Genomic DNA, 18,383 nt, shown 5'->3' with positions numbered 1-18,383 from the left:
ACTGCCCAACATGGACTGGATGCTCAACGAGCTCGCTGCCAGCGTCCCGTATGTACGACACGTGATCGTATTGTCCTCGGACGGCCTGTGCATCGGTCAAGCGAACACGGAGACCGACACCGCTGACGCGATCGCCGCTGCCTGCTCGGGCATGCAGAGCCTGTCGAAGGCCATCGCGCAGAAGTTCCCTCACGGAGACGGCTCGACGCGCATGGTCGGGATCGAAGTCGACGGCGGATACTTCTCCCTGATGGCGGCCGGACCAGGGGCCTACCTCGCGGTGCTGGCCGATGAGGAAGTGGACGCAGGGTTGCTGGGCGACCGCATGCGTACCCTGGTGGTCCGCATCGGCCAGCACATGACCAGCCCGCCTCGTGATGACATCGGGCAGGCGATGTGACGTTGGAGAACCAGGGCGCATGGGATGAGGGCAGTCCCGTTCCGCTGTATGTCATCTCCGGTGGCCCGGGTCCCACAGCCAAGACCTTCGACCTGGTCACCCTCATCGCATCGAGGTCCGCACCCGAACCCGGTATGCAGCCCGAGCAGGCGGCCATCCTCACCATGTGTCACTACCCGCTCTCGGTCGCCGAGATCTCCGCATATCTCAGCCTGCCGTTCAGCGTCGTCACGGTGCTGCTCTCCACGCTCGTCGGTGACAAGCGAGTTGAGGCCATTGCTCCCGTCCCTGTCGCGGCGGTCCCCGAATTTGACCTTCTGGAGGCGGTGATCCATGGACTACGCAAGCTCTGACGCACCCGCCGCCGGCCCCCGCAGCTCGGACGTGCTGCTGCCGCACGGCGCCAGGGGCGTCAAGGTCGTGATTGTCGGCGGCTTCGGGGTCGGCAAGACGACCATGGTCGGGGCGGTGAGCGAGATCTCGCCCTTGACCACCGAAGAATCTATGACTCAGGCCGGCGTCGGGATCGACCACAATCCCGGGACCAAAGGCAAGAACACCACAACCGTTGCGATGGACTTCGGTCGCATCAGCATCAACGAGCAGCTGATCCTCTATCTCTTCGGAACGCCGGGACAGGAGCGCTTCTGGTTCTTGTGGAACGGCATTTTCGAAGGCGCGCTCGGCGCCGTGGTCCTCGTCGACACCCGGAGGATCGAAGTCTGTTTCGAGATCATCACCCGTCTGGAAGACCGCCGCGTCCCCTTCGTCGTGGCCATCAACACGTTCCCCGAGGCCCCGAAGCACCCGATACCCGCCCTGCGCACTGCTCTGGCCCTCAAGGAATCGGTGCCCATCATCACCTGTGACGCACGCGACCGGTCCTCCAGCCGCGACGCCCTGCTCTCACTGATGGGCTACCTGCGCACCCTCGCCGCCGCTCAGGAGTCCGCATGACCGTCCCACCCACTGACCACACCACCACCACAGAATCAGGGCTCACCCCGCCCCCGGGCTGCCCGGCCCACACCGCCGCAGGAGCCGACGGAGTGACCCGGCTCTATGGCCCCGCTGCCGAAACCGACCCCATGGGCCTGTACGAGAAGTTGCGTGCCGCTCACGGTCCCGTGGCGCCCGTCCTGCTCGACGGGAACGTACGTGCCTGGCTCGTTCTGGGGTACCTCGAGAACCGTGATGTGGCCAGCCGCTCCACCCAGTTCTCCCGTGACTCCCGCATCTGGCACGGCTGGAAGAGTGGTGAGATCGACCCCACCACCTCGCCGCTGGTCCCGATGATCGGATGGCGTCCCGACTGCGTATCCGCTGACGGCGAAGAGCACCAGCGCCTGCGCGGCGCGGTCACGACCGGCCTCAACCAGTTCGATCAACGCGGAATCCGCCGCCACATCACCCGCTTCGCGCACCAACTGGTCGACGAATTCTGCGAAAAAGGCAAGGCGGAGCTGGTCGGTCAGTTCACCGAACACCTGCCCATGCTCGTTCTCACCCACCTCCTCGGAATGCCGGACGAGTACGGTCCCAAGCTCGTGCATGCCTGCCGGGACCTGATCAAGGGTTCCGAAACGGCGCTCGCCAGCAACGCTTATTTGCTGGAGACCCTCGAGCAGCTCGTCATCGCCAAGCGCGCCTTGCCCGGGCAGGACATCGCATCCGTACTGATGGCCCACCCGGCCAACCTCAGCGACGAGGAGGTGCAGCACCACCTGCGCCTCATCCTGCTCGCAGGCTATGAGACAACCGCCAATCTCATGGCCAACGTGCTACGCATGGTGGTCACTGACCCGCGGTTCCGCGGATCGCTGGCCGGGGGCCAGATGACCTTGCCGGAAGCAGTGGAGCAGGTGCTCTGGGACGAGCCACCGCTGATGGTGTGCCCAGGCCGCTGGGCCACCGGTGACACCTCCCTCGGAGGGCAGGAGATCAAGGCGGGAGACATGCTCCTGCTGGGCCTGGCCGCCGGGAACGTTGATCAGGCGGTCCGCCCGGATCCCTCGACTCGCGTCCACCACAACCGCGCGCACCTGTCCTTCAGCGCCGGCGCCCACGAGTGCCCCGGCCAGGACATCGGCCGCGTCATCGCCGACACCGGCATCGACATCCTGCTTACTCGGCTTCCCGACATCAGCCCGGCGATCCCCGAGGAAGAGCTCAGCTGGCGCTCCTCCACCTGGACCCGCCATCTGACTGCGCTGCCCGTGAAGTTCACTTCCCGCACTTCGGAAGCCCATGATGTGCTGGCACCGCTGCCCGCCCCGCCCGCGCCAAGCAGCGTTATGTCGGCGGCACACCAATGGCCAGTATCCGAGCCCGAGTTGATGCGCCGACCCGAACCCCGCGCCTCGTGGCGGGCGCGGCTGATGCGGTTCCTGCGGAGGCGGTAGGGCTCGCAGGTCTCGCTGGACCGAGCCAGAGCCGAGGGGGCTGCCGGAGAGCCTGGGCCGGCAGCCCTCACAGCAGAGCGGCACCAACCGAGCGCTCAAACGGTCTGGCGCAGCGTGCACGGTTTGCTCACTCAAGGCCAAGAAACCGCCAGGTTCGCTCATCCTGAGCCGGGGCGGTTCAGCCGTCCAACCAGTCGCCGCCAACTTTCGCCGGCGCGTAGCCCTGGCTGTTCCACGGGAAGTGCGGGTGTGCGCACCCGAACATGTAGGCGAGCAGCGCGGTGTCTTCCTTCCAGGTCGGCGGCCGGTGCAGGATATGGAAGAGGTCAGCGCCGACAGCTCCGGAGTCGATCTGGACGGCACGCGCGCCCGCCCCGCCCTCGAGCGATGCGGTGACGGCAGCGAGGTAGGTACGGCGCAGGATCTCCCAGGTGCTGTTAACGTCGCCGTGCCATTCGCCGTGGAGGCCTTCGAAGGCGGCGAGTTCGGTGTGGAGCAGCTGCCACGCCTTGGGGTACTCGGTGCTGCAGCGGGCCGAGAGCAGGGTCGCGCGTGCGCCCAGGCTTTCCACTGTGGGTCGGGGGCCGGTGCGTAAGGTGACGCCGCCGGACACCAGGCCGACACAGGCGTTGGGCTGGATACCACACAAGGGGCAGTCCTCGATTGGGGGCAGGCCGTTGGTGATGCCGTCGTACCACAGAGCGTGACGACCAGTCAGCCCCATCCAAACCATGGTGGTTCCCATGAGCCACGTATTCCACATCAGGCCGTGGGATTCCGGCATGCACCCGTATTTGACCAGAGCAATGGCGCACACCGCGTACAGGGTCTTCTCGTGGCTGGACATGGAGGACAGCCAGAAGTTGTCGATTTCCCCGGTGACGGCGTCAGCTCTGACGTCGACCATGTCATTCAGTACGCGACACAGGACGAGCGAGGCCAGGTTCTCTTCCTGCCAGAGTTCGCCGTCGGGGGCGGTGTGCCAGAACAGGCAGTCCAGCAACTGGAGCAGGGCGTAGGTGGGCTTGTCGAACGGGGAGGACTGCGGAAGGGTAACGGTGCCCGCAGTGTGCCGTGTGAGCCAGTGCTCGTCCACGGACCGCTTGTAGGCGGCGTAGAGCCCGGAGACGAGGGCGCGAACCCCGTTGGTGCTAAAGCGTTCGGCGAGGCCCTCCTTGACGACTTGAGTAACCTCTGCGACATCGATGGCTGTCACGGCGCGTTTGTATTCGTGAAAAACCAGGATGTCGTCCTCGTACCGGAACCGGAGGCCGAAGTCCACGTCTGAGTCGTTCATCTTCCTGGTCCATACCCAGCCGCCGGTCAGGACGCTGTCGAGTTCCTGCCGATAGGGCCACGTCTTGACAGTGAGCGGGCGTCCGTCGCTTCTGCGCCAGTCGTAGTCCTGCAGCTGGCGTGGGGGCGGCGCCGGGAGCCGGGAGCAGAAGGTGCATGTGCACGGGGCCGCCTCGTCCGGGGTGGGGAGCGCGGTCTGTGCCCGTTCGCGCCATGCGCCTTCCAGCATCTGGCAGGCCAGCATGCACATCCGAACCTCGGTTTCCACGCCGGGGAACGCCTTCCGGACGACGTTGAGGCACTTGTCCAACTCACGTAGGCGTGCTCCGCCGTGTCCGTCAGGCTCGGGGAACTCCTTCGGTGCGCGGTTCAGGGCTCCTTCCACCGACAACGCTGCGGTGTTCACTTGGCGCCTTCGGGCGTCGGCCACGCTGAGGCGCGCGATGCCCTCTTCTTCGCGGCGCTTATACTTTGTGGTGCACGGCCTGATGTTTGCCTTGATCGTGCCTTTGAGCTTGCCGCTGGTCTCGCTTCGCCTCATCATTGGGGCCCCCGGTTATACGAGGCTGCCATATCTTCCGCGGCGGGAAGGCTGCCGGTTTTCATCTCTGCACCGTGAATCGGCGCCCCTTTATCCTTGAACATTGCCGTCCTCCAATCAGCCCCCTACAGCGGTGGAGGGGATCGGTGGTAGTTCTGATTCGGTTAATGGGCGTCGTGATGCAGCCGTCGGCCAGTCTGGACAAGCCAGCGGGGCCCATTGTGGTGAAGGCAGACCCCAGCGAGGACTCGGAGCCTGTGCGGCGGATTATGAGTTGGTGTTTCCCGTCGTGGCCGGACTGCGCGCCAAGACCTCTGGCCGATGGGTACGCTGTTGGTCAGAATGGTTTTGGTGGGGCGATGAATGCTGGTGGTGCACGGCACCAGGCGCGGGACCTTAGGGCAGTTTGCGTGGGAGGCGACCACTGCGGGCGGTGAGGTGGAACTGGGTCGGCGAGGTCGATGTCTCCTGGAGCGCCACCTTGCAACGGCATCGACGCCTCCCCTGGCAGCGGTTCCTGTCCCAAGCGCACTGCACGCGTTGTCCCAACCTTCCTGACGTATTTTCAGGCCCGAAGGCGCAGTGGCTCGTTACCTTTGATCCCCCCAAGTGCTACTGGTTTCAATCGAAGATAGTAGCGCTATGGGCCCCTGCGAGAGGAACGGAATCGGCCAGCGGAACCCGGTTGTCCGGATGCGATTTGGCCGCAAGACCACCTTGGGACATGTCCGGAACGGCCTTGCCTGTACGGCCACACCCGACATCGCGCCCCTTGTTCCCAGCTGGTCCACGCCTAATCGGCGCCAAACGCAACGGCTTGAATCCTTTCTTCCTTGGGTGTCAGAGGATTTCGTTCGACGCTGGATTTGTGGTCACCGCGGATGTCGGACCCACAAGGTGTCGTTTCTTATGGACGGTCGGTGGTTCGTTGCGTCTGGCCGACTGACTTCCAATGGCCGCTAGCCGGGCAACGCGGGCGAGGCCCATGCCAGGCGGCCGAACGGGTCGGTCAGGACCTGGACGTTCATGCCGTGCCGCTTGTGTGTCCCGGAGTAGTACGGGGTGTCGGCAGCGATCCGGTCGATCGGCAGCAGTGTCCCGTCGAGGATGACGAAGGCCAGTCGGCTCGCGGCCCGGACCGCCTCGGCCAGGCTGGGCGCGAAAGCGGACAGGACCTCTATTGCCTCGCGGACGTAGCGGTAGACGGTCGCGATCCCGATGCCGAACCCGGAGGCAAGCTGGGCGTAGGTGTCCCCGCAGCGCAGATGGGCCAGGAACCCGTCTACCAGGAGCTTCGCCAGTTCGTACAGTCCGCCAACCGCCAGTCCCCACCGTCAGGTTGGCAAGGGCTCAACGTAGACGGTTGACCAGAGCGAATGCATCCTCGGTCTTGGGGTGGGTCTTGCCTAGTTGGGTGTGCAGGATCTGTGCACCCCGACGCGCGAGGTCCGCTGCGGTCGGGTCGTTCAGCGGGTGCAGGGCTCGGGCCTTGAGCAGCAGGGCGTACCCGATGTACAGGTGGTCCGGCGCGTAACTGGCCTCGCGGATCCGCAGCGCCCGCGAGATCAGCGCCACCGCCGTGGCGTAGTCGCCGAGGTCAAGGTGGACGGTCGCCAGTGCTATCAGGTCGAAGCTCACGTACGGGTCGTCCGGCCCGTACGCCGTCTCGTCGATCTGTAGCGCTCGCTCGGCCAGTGGCTGCGCCGCCCCGTGTTCACCGAGAAGGCACAGTATCCGCGCAAGCGTGGCCAGGTCCGTCGCGATGGCGGGACTATCCGCCGACAGGCAGGACTCGTGCAGGCGCAGCGCGCGTTCCGCCAGCGGGCGTGCCCTCTCCGGCGCGTCGAGGTCCCGGTGGATCTGCGCCAGGGTGATCAGGTCGAAGCCGACCTCCGCATCCCGGCCCTCGAGCGACTCGTCAATCGCGAGGGCACGTTCACACAGGGGCAGCGCCACCGAGCAATCCCCGATCTGGAGGAGGAACACCGACGCCAGCCTCAGCAGCACCGCCGTCTCCGCAGCGCACTCGGCCGGTGGATCGTCCTTGGCCACCGCAATCACGTGCGGGAGCAGCTCCTGCCACCGCGGCCGCGCATCCGGGTCACCGTGGATGTCGTGCGGCACGGCCGCGAGCAGCGCACGGCACAGCTGGACCCGAACGTCAGTGTGCACCTCGTCCGGCATCGCTGCCCGGACGGCGGCCTGAACCAGCCGGTGCAGCACCAGGGACGCGTTCCCGCGCCTCGCGAGACCCAGACCAGCCAGGGCGCCGACCGTCGTGTCCCACGCCAGCGGGTCGGCTGCGGCTACGTTCAGCATTTCGGGGCTGCCCGTGAACAGGTCCAGTGGGATCGGCTCCGGCGCCAGCAGAGCACACAGCTCCAGCAGCCGCACCGCCTGGGGCTGGTCCGTCTCCAGCCTTCGCACACTGAGCTGCCACAGGGTCGCGACCACCGCCGGCCGGTCGGTCAGCTCGCCCCGCGCGATCATGTCCTCCAGCCGCGACATCAGCAGAGTCAAGTACTCCTCGGGCGCCGTGTGGTTGTAGCCCATGTACCCGGCCGCCTGCTCCAACGCCAGCGGCAAGTCCCCCAGTTGCTCGGCGATCCGGTCCGCCACCGCCGCAGTCATGTCGGGCACCCGCCGGACCAGCAGCTCCACCGACTCTCGCCTGGTGAACACATCCAGGTCGATGACGCCGGCTCTGCTCGACCAGCCACTCACCCTGGTCGTGACGATGACATGGCCGTTGCTCGCCAGGCCACCCGACGGCAGCGCGTGCGTGAGCGTGCCCGGTTTCTCCCCGTTGTCGAAAATAATCAGCCAGGGCCTGCGGTCCAGCAACTTGCCGTACACCCGTGGGATGACCTGGTCGGAGCTCACCTCCGCCAGCCCCAGCTCCCTGGCCAGCGATACGAACTGCGACGCCACCAGGTCGGGGTGCTCGGCGTCCACGAACGCGACGAACCGGTACTTCGACAGGTAGCGGTAGGCGTACTCGACCGCGAGCTGGGTCTTGCCGACGCCACCCAGCCCGTGCACGACCAGCATCGCGACGTCGTTCACCGAGGTGAGGCGCTGCCGCAACTCCCGCAGTGTCGCGTCGCGGCCGGTGAAGTTGGTGTTGCGCGGCGGCAGCCGGTACGCCACGGGCGCGAGCGGGTCCTGCGCACGGTCGCGGCGCGGCGCCTGCCACAGCCCGATAAGCGACATTGGTATCAGGATGAGGAGCACCACCCACGGGTGGACACGCACAAGGTCGAGCGGCCCCGGCCAGCGGCTCTGGCCAGACGCCGCGTTGAAGGCAAGACTGCCGACGAACAGCACGAGCAAACCGGCCACCGCGCTGGCCAGCGTTCGCCACATGGCTCCCTCTTCGGTATGACGGCGACCGCGACGATCAACAGCCAGCGTGATCTTATCCCAGGAGCCGCACCGCCCGAGGAATCGACCACGGTCAGCGGACCGGCAGCACCGGATACGCCGCTGACCAAAGAGACAGAACCTAATACTCCTTGAAGGGTGCCCTCACAGACTGCTGGGTCGATGTCACCAACGCCGGCGGGGCAGCCGGGTTTCCCTTCCCGCCGAATCGACGCCGGTCACGCCGTACCAGCGGTCGAAGCCCTCATGCAGCGTCTCGCTCCGGAAACTTCCCGCCTCGTCATGGCGTTCGTCGATGAAGAGCTGACGGGCTGGCTGAACATACGCCGTAACACCTCCGCGCTCATCGCGCACTGGGGAACGCTGCGTCACGTCCAGACGCATCCGCGGTGCAGTGGACGCGGAATCGGCTCGGCGCTCATGACCGCGGCACGCCAGATCGCTCGCCAGGACATGGATCTCGAACAACTCCACTTGGCCGCACGTGGTGGTATGGGGTTGGAGGACTTCTACGGAAGGCTGGGGGTGGAAGGAGGTCGGCCGCTGGCCGGGCGCCCTTCGCTTCGCTCCCGGAGAGGATCGCGATGAGGTCCTCATGGTCCTGCAGGAGCTGTAGTACGAAGCCATTGACAGTGTCGGGCGGCATCGGAGCCGGATGTCCACGGCGAAGCCCGACTGTCCGGCCATGCGGTCACCGCCCACACAGTCGAAGCACGGGCACTGGCCTACGGGACGATAGGTTCTTCACCCGCTGACGACGCCGGTCTCCGTGGCCGGGTTGCCGGCCCACCGTGCGCGCTCAGTGACCTCCTCACCCTTCATCAGGAAGGTGTCCGCGGCGAGTTGTGCCTGGTCGCCGATCGTGGTGCCGTAGTGGACGAACGCGTTCACGCCGAGGGTCACGCCCGCGCCGATCGCGGCGTGGTCGGACTTGAAGGCGCCGTCCTCCTGCGAGTGGCATTGGATGACCGTCCCGGCGTTTAGGGTGCAGCCGTCCCCGATGCTGGTGAGGGTCCGCTCGGTGATGGAGCAGCCGTCGTCGAAGACCCGGCGGCCGATCCGCACGCCCAGCAGCCGCCAGACCATGGTTTTGAACGGAGTGCCGTTGAACGCCTGCATGTATTGGTGCGACGTCAGTTTCCAGAAGCGTTCATGCGCCCAGAAGTCAGGCTCGTAGATCGAGCAGTACAGCGGCTTCACCGGGTGGATCCGTGTGACGGCCCGTTCGACCAGCGTGAAGTAGACGATGGTGAAGATCCAGGTGAGCAGGCCGGCCAGTGCGAAGGCCAGCAGACCGATGGTCTGGTAGAGCTCGACGGCGGCCATGGCGATGAGGGCGAGTACGAAGAAGTGGAACCATCGCGCCAGCAGGTGCAGGCTCGCGGTGACCGCGTTGTGCTTGTTCTTGGCAGCGAGGCGGCGGCGCAGCTCGTCGCCGTGGGCCAGGTGGTCGAACTGAGTGTCGCGCAGCACCGTGCGCGGGATCTCGAAGCTGGGTGAGCCGAGCAGTCCCACGCCTTCACGCACCGGCCCGTCGATGGGGACCATGACCTTCGTCGCGAGCAGGCAGTTGTCGCCGGTCCGGCCGCGTGAGGGGTAGGCGATGCGGTTGCCGAGGAAGTTGTTCGGCCCGATCGAGGTCGGGGAGAAGCGGAAGGACGAGCTGGAGAAGTCGGCGTTGATGATCGACAGCCCGTCGGCGACCATCGTCCCGCTGCCGACCGTGCTGAGGTAGGGGGTGTCGTGCTTGACGAGCGTGCCGAAGTTCGACCCGGTCTGCTCGACATGGCTCAGGTCGTATCCCAGGCACCGCAGGTAGTGCACGATCGCGGAGCTGTCCCCGAAGAGCGTGGTGAAGAACTTGATGTTGGTCAGCCGCGTGATCGCCCGCTGGATACCGTAGTGGAAGCCGTACAGCCGGTAGGTCCTGCCCGGTGTGATCGCCAGGCTGAGCAACCGCGGCACCGTGCTCACCACCAGCAGGCCCGCCAATATGCCGCCGAAGAAGGCCACCAGGGAAGCGACAAGTGCCTCGAGGTAGAACGCGGGGCTCGTGATGGCAGGCGTCTGTGGGCTGAACACTGCGTTCAGCTGCGGCGCCACGGTGAACACCAGGCTCACACCCGCCAGCGTCAGCGGCAGGTACACGAGCAGCATGGCAAGCAGCTGCGACAGGCTGTAGAAGGCCCCGCGAAGGGTGCCGCACGCGGCGGGCTCGACGGCCCGGAAATCGGTCGTCGTCGGCTGCGCCGGCGTACCGTGCCACGACTCTCCGGCCGGAACCACCTGCCCCGAGTGCAGGGAGGAGGCGTGGCCCAGCTGGGCGCCGTCGCCCATCGATGTCCCGATGTCGACGACGGCCTGCTCGCTGACGGTCACGTCCGCGCCGAGGGTGACCGGCCCCGTCTCGATCCAGCCGTCGTCCGCACGGTAGCAGGACATCAGCACATCCTTGCGGACGACCGTACCGTCACCGATGGACAGGAGGTCGGTGCAGACAGGCGCGGTGCGGGAAAGGATGGTGACGCCTTTTCCGATGTGCGCGCCAAGCGCTCTGAGGTACAGCACGTACAGCGGTGAACCGGTGAACAGACGCACCGGGCTTGTACGAATGAGGGTCTTGACGCACCAGAAGCGAAGGTAGGCAAGGCTCCAGACGGGGATCCTGCGCGCGGTGAAGCGGCCGATGAGCATCCACTTGGCCGCAACGGGCAGCGCGCAGACGCCGAGGAAGAGCGCCGCACTGAACATCACCGCCCGCAGGTAGACCCCGGCCGTCCCCGAGCCTTCCAGGATCCACTCGTAGCCGAGGACGGCAATCGTGGCGCCGAGAGAGGAGAAGACGAGAAAGATCAGCAGCTGGGCCGTCCCGCACAGCACGTACCGCCAGGTACCGGACTGCGGCGCGCCGGATGCGCCGGACCGGGCATCGCCGCCCGGCTTCGGCTGGGAGGGCTCTGACGCCGCATGCGGGGGTGCCGGGGAGCGGACAGCGGCGGGAGCATCCGTGAACGAGGCGGCCAGGCTCTCGATCGTGGGGTTCCCGTAGATGTCCTTCATCGACACCGTCGGCAGGTCATCCCGTTTCCTGACCCTGGCGCAGAAATGGGCCATCACCATGGAGTCGGCGCCCAGGTCGGTGAAGAAGTCACTGTCCACCGGCACCTGCTCGGTACGCAGGACACCAGCCAGCACGTCCCCCAGCAGGCTCTCGGTGTCGACCGCCGGCGCATCCGTCGGCGACGCCCCGGCGGACGGGACGTCCTCCTGCGCCGGGGCGGAGGCGCCGGCCCCGAAAGCTGCAGCCAGGCTCCGGATCGTCGAATGCTGGTAGATGTCCTTCATCGACACCGTCGGCAGATCATCCCGCTTACGCACTCGCGCACAGAACTGAGCCATCACCAACGAATCAGCACCCAGATCCGCGAAGAAATTGTTGTCCACCGGCACCCGCTCAGTACGCAGAACACCGGCCAGAACCTCGGCCAGGAGCGCTTCGGTGCCGACCGCTCCACTGTTCTTGCCCGCGGCCCTCGTGATGTCGGAATACATGTGCCCGTCGCCTCCAGTCAGTTCGTCCACTTTCAGATGACTGCCGAAACCGTTCCGCCCTGTCGCACGCGTAGGGAAGTAACACCAGCTCTCGAACGAGGCGCGCTGTCCGGCGCCGAACGTTTTCCGCCAAGTAGGCCCGATCGGGCGATCTGTGTCCTGCCACTGGAACTCGTGACTTGACAGGGCAACCTGGGCGGTGGCTCCGCCTCTGGTCAGGCTTTTCGAGCACCGCCGCGGGCCCTCCACGCCAAGCGTCGGTAAGTGACGGCCCGCAATGACAGACAGGCCGGACCACGGCCGGGTCCGCGCCTCTGAACGGCGCAAGGTGTCGAGCAAGGCCAGGCTGCGCCCCAGGGAGATCAGGACCGCTCGACGGATCAAAACGCGCCCGAGCGCCGGTGGGTCGGCCTGTAGCGTGAGCAGCTGCAGGAGTCAGGTGCGGAGATCCAGAGTGAAGGGTGCGAGATCGAGACCCATCGATCGTCTGGTCGTCGACGCACAGAGAGGACAGTCGTCCGAGGCTGGCGCCGCGGACGGCTTGGCCCGGAGCTGAGTCGTATCCCATATTTTCAGGCTCCGGAGAAATGCCGGTTTCAACCATCCGGCAGGTGTCCGAACCACCCCCGCCGACCGGCGGGGTACCTCCTGCCATGTGGCCGGTGTGGATATCGCGGGCAAGACCCGCATCTGCCGTGCGGGCCGCCACTCAGAGGAGTCTCTCCAACTCCATGCCCTCGGTAGCGTGGGCCGACCCATCGGGGCACTCTCGTCACTCGTTCCACCGCGTGATCCAGCGTCGGCCGAGCATCACGGCGACGCCGTGCAGGCCCAGACCGAGCGCCGCGATAACGAGCCCCACCTTTGTGCCGAGCCAGAGATGAAGGGCGATGCCGCCGAGGACCAGAGGTATGACAGCGGCGCGCAGGAGGCGCTCACCGCGCCGCCCGCGGCTCATACGGCGACGCCGGGCTTGGTGGCGCTGACGTAGTGGATCCAGGGATGGAGGTCGCCGACAGCCACGTTCCCGAAACCTGCCTGCCGTACGAGGGGCTCGATAAGCCGGACCGGGTTGTGCTCCATCTCCGGGCCGGTGAGGGCACCGACCAGGTGGCGTCCGATCCGGTTGGCCGGTGGGCGGAAGTCGGCGACGAGGAGCCGCCCTCCGGGGCGTAGCACCCGGTACATCTCGCCGATGGCCGTTGCTCGGATGGCGGGCGGCAGGTGGTGGATCATCAGGCTGGTCGTGACCACGTCGTACGAGGCGTCCTCCGCCGTCAGCGCTTCGGCGACACCGGTGGCGTAGGTGCAGTTGGCCGGCCCGCCGGCGCGGCGCGCGCGGTCGAGCATCGCGCTGGAAGCATCCACGCCCAGGGCCGTGCCGCCAGGGGCGACCGCGGCAGCGAGAGGGCGGGTCAGGTGACCGGTGCCGCAGCCGACATCGAGGGCGCGGTCCCCGGGCCGGGCTCCGCTGAGTTCGGCGAGGCGATTGAAGACGTGATGGCGCCGACCACCGAAGAACAGCGCGCCGAACAGGTCGTAGCCACGCCCATGGCCGAGCGTGAGGCCCGGGGTCTCCGGGCTCGGGTTGCCGTGCAGGAGTCGTCCCAGTCCCATGCCACACCTCTCCTTACTTAGTCATGACTAAGAACGGCATTTAACTTAGCCGCGACTAAGTTATGACGCAAGGCCATGACTACGATGAGTACGTGCCCGAGACTCCCCCGCCCTCCGCCCCCGCCAAGACCCGACGCACCCGCCTGAGCGCTGCGGACCGGCGTGCGTCGATCGTGGCGGCCGCCACCGAGGTGTTCGCCGAGTCCGGTTACCAGCGGGGCAAGGTATCGCAGGTCGCGGCCCGCATAGGGGTCACCGAGCCTGTGGTGTTCCACAACTTCGGCTCCAAGGCGACGCTGTACGCGGCGGTCGTGGAGCACGCGGCGCAGCGCATGGGCGAGATGCTGACGGCGGTGACTGCATCGGGCGGCCCGGCGCGCAAGACACTCACGCAGCTGCTCGGCCCCGGCCATCTGGACGAGCTGCACGCGAGCGGTTCGCTGGGAGTGATCTTCGCCGACGCGATGACCCTGACCGCCGAGCCCGACGTCGAACAGGCGGTGAGCCGCGGCATGCAGCAGCTCGCCGACGCACTGGCCGAACTCGTGGCGCAGGGACAGCGTGAAGGTGACGTACGAACCGACATCGCCCCCGACGCCGCCGCCTGGTGGCTCCTCTCGCTGATGGCATCCCACCGATTCCGCAGCACGGTGATGCCGGACCGAGAGCTCCTGGAGGCGCAGCTCGGCTCGCTGACCCTGCGGCTGCTGACCGAGCCCGACGCCTGACCCCAGCCACTGGAGACACCAGCCGGACCACTTCGGCCCCGACAGTCACACCAGAGAAACTTCACCATCGGGCAGCCAGCCCTCCCAGTAACCGCTCACCAGGTCCAACATCTCGACCGGTTCGACCTTCACCCCCTCGCCCCGGGCCTCGGGGAGCGTCCACCAGCGGGCACCCACGGGCCGTCGTGGAAGGCTCCCAGTCCACGGGAGGCGAGGTGCAGGGGCACAGCGGAATCTGGCACAGTGCAGGGGCCCGCGGGACAGGGCTCCGGCCGCGGGCAACCACATTCCTCTTCTCCCGCTGCCCGGTCGGCCCATGCGGACCGGTGTGCCGACCTGCTGACGGCTCACCCTGAGCCCAACCCCGCGGAGCCGTCGCGTGGCGCCGGCGGGGCCATACGACGGGACGGCCGCCCGGGTCGGCGCGCCACCCCGCGGGACCCGGATCATCCGCCCCGGCCAGGTGCTGACGACCACCTGGCGGGGAAGTCATGATGTGTCGACCCCTGACCTCCTGAACGGACGGCTGCGTGTGAGCACTCCCCCGACCGAACTTCCCACCGGACGGACGCCAGGGCGTACCTGGACGGTGCGGCTGACCGGCCACGCCGACCGGACAGCCACCGTCTCCTGCTCCACGGGCGCCTGCACCCTGCCACCGCGGTCGCGGGACGTCGCCGGACTGCGCCGCTTCGCCGCCCTGCACGCCGCCTCCCACGCCAAGGCCGCCAGGGTGCGGGAGAGGGCCTCCTGCCAGTGCTGGGCACAGAGTTGCGCCGCACACGAAGGCATGCGCGTTCACTGCTCCGGCAGCACCGTACTGGTTCTGCGGCACGATCCGGCCGTCGCACGCGTGTGGCACCTCGCCGAAGTGTGCGCCGCCTGCGCGAAAGTCATGACCCACACCCGCGTCGTGGGCCTGCCCGCACCCACCGCCCGGCCGGCCACAGCGGCACCGGAGCGCAGTGAGCGGGCCGGGCAGAACGTTCCGGCACCCGCCGCACCGGCTGCAGTGGCGGTCGGGTTCTCCTCCCCCACCCCCACCGGCGCGGACGAGGCTCCGCGCCGTTCTCCGGGGCAGGCCAGACACGGCCAGCGACGCGGCACTCCGCGCGGCGGTCAACGCCGCTGACACCCCGAAGGGCCCAGCAGTGACGTCACTTCTGGGCCCTGTCGCTGGTGCGCGAGTTGAACGAGCCGCGGTCAGGAGGCTGCCGCGGTGGCTTTCTCGGCAGGCTCGGACACGGCGGATGCCGCCTCAGCCTTGGCCGTGTAGTAGACGGTCGATCCCTGCTTGACCCGGTCGACGCGGCTGCGGGCCACCAGACGCTCGGTGGTGGTGCGCACGAGGTTGTCGTTGACGTTCCGGCCGGGGTTGGCGTCGGCGAGGGCCTTCGCGATCTCGCGTGCAGTGCGCGGTTCGCTCTGGCTGCTGAGGTGGGCGTGGATCAGTTCGGTCAGCGCCGGACCCTGGTCCGCACCTGTATTGGCTGCCTTCGCCCGGCCTGTGGTGGCCGCGGTCTCCTTCGCGGCCACCGTCGTCGCCTTCTTGGTCGCCCCCTTCTTCGCGCCAGCCTTCTTCGCCGGCGCTACTGTGTCGGCGGTGTTCTTCGCGGCAGCCTTCTTCGCAACTGCAGCGGTCTTCTTCGTGGCGCGGCGGGGTGCGGGCACCGCGCGGGTGGTGTCGCCCAGGGCGGCGCTCACGCTCTCCAGCAGGGCGTGATCGGTCTCCAGGGTGGCGAGTTGGGCCTGCAGGGTTTCGATCTCCGCACGGATGCGGTCCTGCTCGGCGGTGTTCGCGGCGAGGTCGGCGGCAACCTTGCCGGCGTACGCGGCCTTGAGGGTGGTGTTCTCCTGCACGGTCATGTGAGGGCTCCCTTGGAGTGCGCGGGTGTTGGGTGGGGACTTTAGATCACCTGTCTGTGCAGGTGTGAGGATTCGGCAACCCATCACCCCTGCAGACACGTTGTGCGTGTGTGGGCGCGGTGGTGCCACCCGGATGTGTACAGCCGTGCACCGGCCGACGCTCCCACGCCTACGACACAGACTCCCTCGATCAGCTTGCAGTTGGGGTACTTCACTGGCCTCGCCACCGACGGCGGCCTCCTGCGCGGCGCGGGCCATGCAATGGCACACGAGCGGGCCGGGCCCTTCCAGATGGTTGCTCGTCGGCCGAGGCGTAGTTCTGGCGACGCCATCGCCCGGAGTCTCATCTATGCGGCCGCGCCCCCAGGTTGGATCTGACCGGCGTCCAGGTCCCTGCGCGCCGGTACACAAAGTCCCTGGGAACAAACCACTTCGGTCCATAGTTCCGCAGGGCATGACAACAGTCACGCAGGTCGTGAAGACGATGCCGGCAGTCCTGCGCTACACCGCCTTCTCCGGCGATCCCGAGGGAGGCAACCCTCTCGGCGGCAAGGTCGTGGCCGGCACACCGCGCGACTCGCTGTCGCCGCCCCGCCGGTGAGGACTTCAGTCCTCCGGCACGCTCGCATCGGGGGTGGTGGACCTGGGGCGGCGTTTGCGGGGGGCGGCGGAGCGAGGCGGCCGGGTGCGCATGTGGTCGCGTACGCGGGTCATGATGTCGCCGAGGTGGTGCAGGTCTTCGCCGGAGAGCGGATCGAACAGCAGGCGGCGGGCGAGCTGGGCGTGACCGGGCAGCACGCGACGGACGAGGGCCAAGCCGTCGTCGGTGAGGGTGACGGCGGTCGCGCGGTCATCGTCGGGGTCGGGGCCACGGGTGATTAGTCCGGCCTTCTCCAGCAGCCCAGCCTGGTAGGTCAGGCCGCTGCGGCTGTAGATGACGCCGTCCGCCAGCTGGGTCATGGTCAACGGGCCGGGGGCGTCGGCGAGACGGGCCAGTAGCCCGAACTGGACGTAACTGATGCCACCCTCGGCGCGCAGCTGCTGTTCGAGCTGGTACTGGAGCAGGCTGACGGCCTCCAGCAGCACGAAGTAGGTGTTCAGCTGCGCGGGGTCGAGCGGCTTGACGTCGGCGTCAGGGCGGATCTCGGACATCCGCCCGACGGGGCGTCATCGAGTGTCGAGGCTTTCGGGTGGTGCCGCAGCGCCACCTCGGCAACCGACGCGTCGCGCCAGGACCCGAGAAGGGACACCAGCCGCGCCTCCGGCACAGCCGCTGCCTCGGCACAAAAACGTGCGCACCCTCCAGGCCTTACCAGGTGCACTACGAGGCGCTCAAGCCCTCCCGCGCCGGCTCTCTCGCCACCCGGTCAAGCGTCATCGTTGGGCGGCTCTGCCTCGATCTGCTCAGCGCACCGGCCTGGTTTCTCCACTGGGCAGCCAGACACCTGAAGTGACATATATCACAACCGAGTTGGGCGAAGGAGAGCACCCCGAACCACCTCCCGCCTCACCCGGCGCCCCGTCCCTCAAACGAGTGAGCCTGACGTTGAGCCCGTTAGGGCCAGGTCTAATCGGAAGCGACCTGCCCGTCAGCGCCGTATGCGCCAGGTGCTGTACAGCCCGGCGACGGCCGCGGTGATCACGGAGAAGCCGGCGTCCCCGATGGCGCGGTACACCCCCGGCGCACACGGCCAGCAGGGCAACCAGGACCACCACGTCAAGTACTTGGTCCCGCGTGGGCTCAGGCGGCACCGCTGGTCCCGGGGAGGAGGCGGGCAGTTCGGGCTCGGGCGTCTGGGAGGTGGTGTCGATGTCAGCCATGCCTCCAGCAGACCGCCGCACAACCCCGGGGACCTACTGATCCGTACGGCCCCGCATAGACCCGGACGCCGCAGGTCACCGGCCTATGTGAACCGGCGCAACGCTGAACGGCCCAAGGCGTTCAGGAACGTTCGACCCATTCCGCGGACGTTCAGACACCAGACCCCGCGCAGCCAAGGGGCGGCGGAACCTCAGCCCAGCCGCCCCTTCGCCTGTCCGGCCTTCACGTCGGCCGCGTACCGATCCACGTACTCCTGGCCCGACAGCCCCAGGATTGCGTATGTGATCTCGTCGGTGACGGCCCGCAGCACCGTCTTCTGGTGCTCCATCCCCGCGAAGCGCGAGAAGTCCAGCGGTTCCCCGAAACGGATCGCGACCGGCCGGGTCCTCGGCAGGACACCTCCCGGAGGCCAGATCTCGAACGTCCCCACCATTGCGCACGGAATCACCGGCACCTGCGCGGCCAGCGCCATCACCGCGACCCCGACCTTGCCCTTGTACAGCCGGCCGTCGGGGGAGCGCGTGCCCTCCGGGTAGATCGCGAGCAGCTCTCCCTTCGCCAGTACTTCCAGCCCCTCCCGGATCGCCGCCTGCCCCGCGGTCCTGCCCGACCTGTCGACCGAAATCTGCCCGGCACTGCGGAGAACGAACGTGGTCAGGCGGCCCGTGAGGCCCGGTGCCGTGAAGTACTCCGCTTTGGCCAGGAACGTGATGCGCCGTTTCAGGACCGCGGGCATGAGGAGGGGGTCCGCGAACGACAGGTGATTCCCGGCGAC

At 67.5% G+C, this 18,383-nt stretch carries 16 protein-coding genes and 1 pseudogene; 8 read left to right on the top strand and 9 right to left on the bottom strand.

Features of this window, described 5'->3' with window-relative positions; genetic code table 11:
• Positions 1 to 10 precede the first annotated feature (10 nt).
• The 4 genes from ACH492_RS36445 to ACH492_RS36430 are packed head-to-tail and all read left to right on the top strand — an operon-like array spanning position 11 to position 2,802.
• On the top strand, positions 11 to 400 hold the full coding sequence (locus ACH492_RS36445) for a roadblock/LC7 domain-containing protein (protein ID WP_398993277.1): 390 nt from the start codon (positions 11 to 13) through the stop codon (positions 398 to 400).
• Complete coding sequence (locus ACH492_RS36440; RefSeq protein ID WP_398993167.1) at positions 397 to 753, top strand: DUF742 domain-containing protein; 357 nt, start codon at positions 397 to 399, stop codon at positions 751 to 753. The genes ACH492_RS36445 and ACH492_RS36440 overlap by 4 nt, the downstream gene beginning before the upstream one ends.
• On the top strand, positions 734 to 1,357 hold the full coding sequence (locus ACH492_RS36435) for a GTP-binding protein (protein WP_398993165.1): 624 nt from the start codon (positions 734 to 736) through the stop codon (positions 1,355 to 1,357). The genes ACH492_RS36440 and ACH492_RS36435 overlap by 20 nt, the downstream gene beginning before the upstream one ends.
• Positions 1,354 to 2,802 (top strand): cytochrome P450, encoded by a 1,449-nt coding sequence (locus tag ACH492_RS36430; protein WP_398993163.1) that lies wholly within the window; start codon positions 1,354 to 1,356, stop codon positions 2,800 to 2,802. The genes ACH492_RS36435 and ACH492_RS36430 overlap by 4 nt, the downstream gene beginning before the upstream one ends.
• A 178-nt stretch (positions 2,803 to 2,980) precedes the next feature.
• On the opposite strand, the gene ACH492_RS36425 is transcribed toward ACH492_RS36430, so the two are convergent.
• From ACH492_RS36425 to fxsT, 3 genes and pseudogenes are all read right to left on the bottom strand, one after another.
• On the bottom strand, positions 2,981 to 4,504 hold the full coding sequence (locus ACH492_RS36425; protein WP_398993161.1) for a hypothetical protein: 1,524 nt from the start codon (positions 4,502 to 4,504) through the stop codon (positions 2,981 to 2,983).
• 1,097 nt (positions 4,505 to 5,601) lie between these two features.
• Positions 5,602 to 5,913: pseudogene (locus tag ACH492_RS36420) on the bottom strand (transposase family protein); the annotation flags it as partial.
• A 76-nt stretch (positions 5,914 to 5,989) separates the two neighbouring features.
• Complete coding sequence (gene fxsT / locus ACH492_RS36415; protein WP_398993159.1) at positions 5,990 to 8,005, bottom strand: FxSxx-COOH system tetratricopeptide repeat protein; 2,016 nt, start codon at positions 8,003 to 8,005, stop codon at positions 5,990 to 5,992.
• Between the two features lie 180 nt (positions 8,006 to 8,185).
• Here fxsT and ACH492_RS36410 point away from each other — a divergent pair, with 180 nt between their 5' ends.
• A complete protein-coding gene (locus tag ACH492_RS36410; RefSeq protein WP_398993157.1) occupies positions 8,186 to 8,611 on the top strand; it encodes a GNAT family N-acetyltransferase in 426 nt (141 codons plus the stop codon).
• 156 nt (positions 8,612 to 8,767) lie between these two features.
• Here ACH492_RS36410 and ACH492_RS36405 read toward each other — a convergent pair whose 3' ends face one another.
• The 3 genes from ACH492_RS36405 to ACH492_RS36395 all read right to left on the bottom strand — a co-directional run bounded on the left by ACH492_RS36405 (position 8,768) and on the right by ACH492_RS36395 (position 13,192).
• Complete coding sequence (locus ACH492_RS36405) at positions 8,768 to 11,575, bottom strand: Pls/PosA family non-ribosomal peptide synthetase (RefSeq protein ID WP_398993155.1); 2,808 nt, start codon at positions 11,573 to 11,575, stop codon at positions 8,768 to 8,770.
• A gap of 772 nt (positions 11,576 to 12,347) precedes the next feature.
• On the bottom strand, positions 12,348 to 12,533 hold the full coding sequence (locus tag ACH492_RS36400; RefSeq protein ID WP_398993153.1) for a hypothetical protein: 186 nt from the start codon (positions 12,531 to 12,533) through the stop codon (positions 12,348 to 12,350).
• Positions 12,530 to 13,192, bottom strand: a complete 663-nt coding sequence (locus ACH492_RS36395) for a class I SAM-dependent methyltransferase (RefSeq protein ID WP_398993152.1) — start codon at positions 13,190 to 13,192, stop codon at positions 12,530 to 12,532. The genes ACH492_RS36400 and ACH492_RS36395 overlap by 4 nt, the downstream gene beginning before the upstream one ends.
• A gap of 92 nt (positions 13,193 to 13,284) precedes the next feature.
• On the opposite strand from ACH492_RS36395, the gene ACH492_RS36390 reads away from it, so the two are divergent.
• Complete coding sequence (locus ACH492_RS36390; protein WP_398993150.1) at positions 13,285 to 13,920, top strand: TetR/AcrR family transcriptional regulator; 636 nt, start codon at positions 13,285 to 13,287, stop codon at positions 13,918 to 13,920.
• 532 nt (positions 13,921 to 14,452) lie between these two features.
• A complete protein-coding gene (locus ACH492_RS36385; RefSeq protein ID WP_398993148.1) occupies positions 14,453 to 15,052 on the top strand; it encodes a hypothetical protein in 600 nt (199 codons plus the stop codon).
• 71 nt (positions 15,053 to 15,123) lie between these two features.
• Here the strand turns inward: ACH492_RS36385 and ACH492_RS36380 are convergent, their stop codons facing one another.
• Positions 15,124 to 15,786 (bottom strand): hypothetical protein, encoded by a 663-nt coding sequence (locus tag ACH492_RS36380; protein ID WP_398993146.1) that lies wholly within the window; start codon positions 15,784 to 15,786, stop codon positions 15,124 to 15,126.
• A gap of 454 nt (positions 15,787 to 16,240) precedes the next feature.
• On the opposite strand from ACH492_RS36380, the gene ACH492_RS36375 reads away from it, so the two are divergent.
• Positions 16,241 to 16,387 carry a hypothetical protein gene (locus ACH492_RS36375; RefSeq protein ID WP_398993144.1) on the top strand — a complete coding sequence of 49 codons (147 nt, stop codon included), beginning with the start codon at positions 16,241 to 16,243 and terminating at the stop codon, positions 16,385 to 16,387.
• Positions 16,388 to 16,392: 5 nt separating this feature from the next.
• On the opposite strand, the gene ACH492_RS36370 is transcribed toward ACH492_RS36375, so the two are convergent.
• Positions 16,393 to 16,938, bottom strand: coding sequence for a MarR family winged helix-turn-helix transcriptional regulator (locus tag ACH492_RS36370; protein ID WP_398993142.1), 546 nt, complete (start codon positions 16,936 to 16,938; stop codon positions 16,393 to 16,395).
• An 860-nt stretch (positions 16,939 to 17,798) separates the two neighbouring features.
• Positions 17,799 to 18,383 (bottom strand): lysophospholipid acyltransferase family protein (locus tag ACH492_RS36365; RefSeq protein ID WP_398993140.1); only part of this gene is annotated, 585 nt, incomplete at its 5' end.

The organism is Streptomyces sp. NPDC019443, assembly GCF_044389785.1.
Classification (GTDB): Bacteria; Actinomycetota; Actinomycetes; order Streptomycetales; family Streptomycetaceae; genus Streptomyces.
This window is presented reverse-complemented; position numbering and strand designations above follow the sequence as displayed.

Excerpts from the sequence above, each read along its gene's own strand:
- ACH492_RS36445 (WP_398993277.1), top strand. The coding sequence starts at position 11 with ATGGACTGGATGCTCAACGAGCTCGCTGCCAGCGTCCCGTATGTACGA.
- ACH492_RS36435 (WP_398993165.1), top strand. The coding sequence starts at position 734 with ATGGACTACGCAAGCTCTGACGCACCCGCCGCCGGCCCCCGCAGCTCG.
- ACH492_RS36430 (WP_398993163.1), top strand. The coding sequence starts at position 1,354 with ATGACCGTCCCACCCACTGACCACACCACCACCACAGAATCAGGGCTC.
- fxsT (WP_398993159.1), bottom strand. The coding sequence starts at position 8,005 with ATGTGGCGAACGCTGGCCAGCGCGGTGGCCGGTTTGCTCGTGCTGTTC.
- ACH492_RS36410 (WP_398993157.1), top strand. The coding sequence starts at position 8,186 with ATGTCACCAACGCCGGCGGGGCAGCCGGGTTTCCCTTCCCGCCGAATC.
- ACH492_RS36405 (WP_398993155.1), bottom strand. The coding sequence starts at position 11,575 with ATGTATTCCGACATCACGAGGGCCGCGGGCAAGAACAGTGGAGCGGTC.
- ACH492_RS36400 (WP_398993153.1), bottom strand. The coding sequence starts at position 12,533 with ATGAGCCGCGGGCGGCGCGGTGAGCGCCTCCTGCGCGCCGCTGTCATA.
- ACH492_RS36395 (WP_398993152.1), bottom strand. The coding sequence starts at position 13,192 with ATGGGACTGGGACGACTCCTGCACGGCAACCCGAGCCCGGAGACCCCG.
- ACH492_RS36380 (WP_398993146.1), bottom strand. The coding sequence starts at position 15,786 with ATGACCGTGCAGGAGAACACCACCCTCAAGGCCGCGTACGCCGGCAAG.
- ACH492_RS36375 (WP_398993144.1), top strand. The coding sequence starts at position 16,241 with ATGACAACAGTCACGCAGGTCGTGAAGACGATGCCGGCAGTCCTGCGC.
- ACH492_RS36370 (WP_398993142.1), bottom strand. The coding sequence starts at position 16,938 with ATGTCCGAGATCCGCCCTGACGCCGACGTCAAGCCGCTCGACCCCGCG.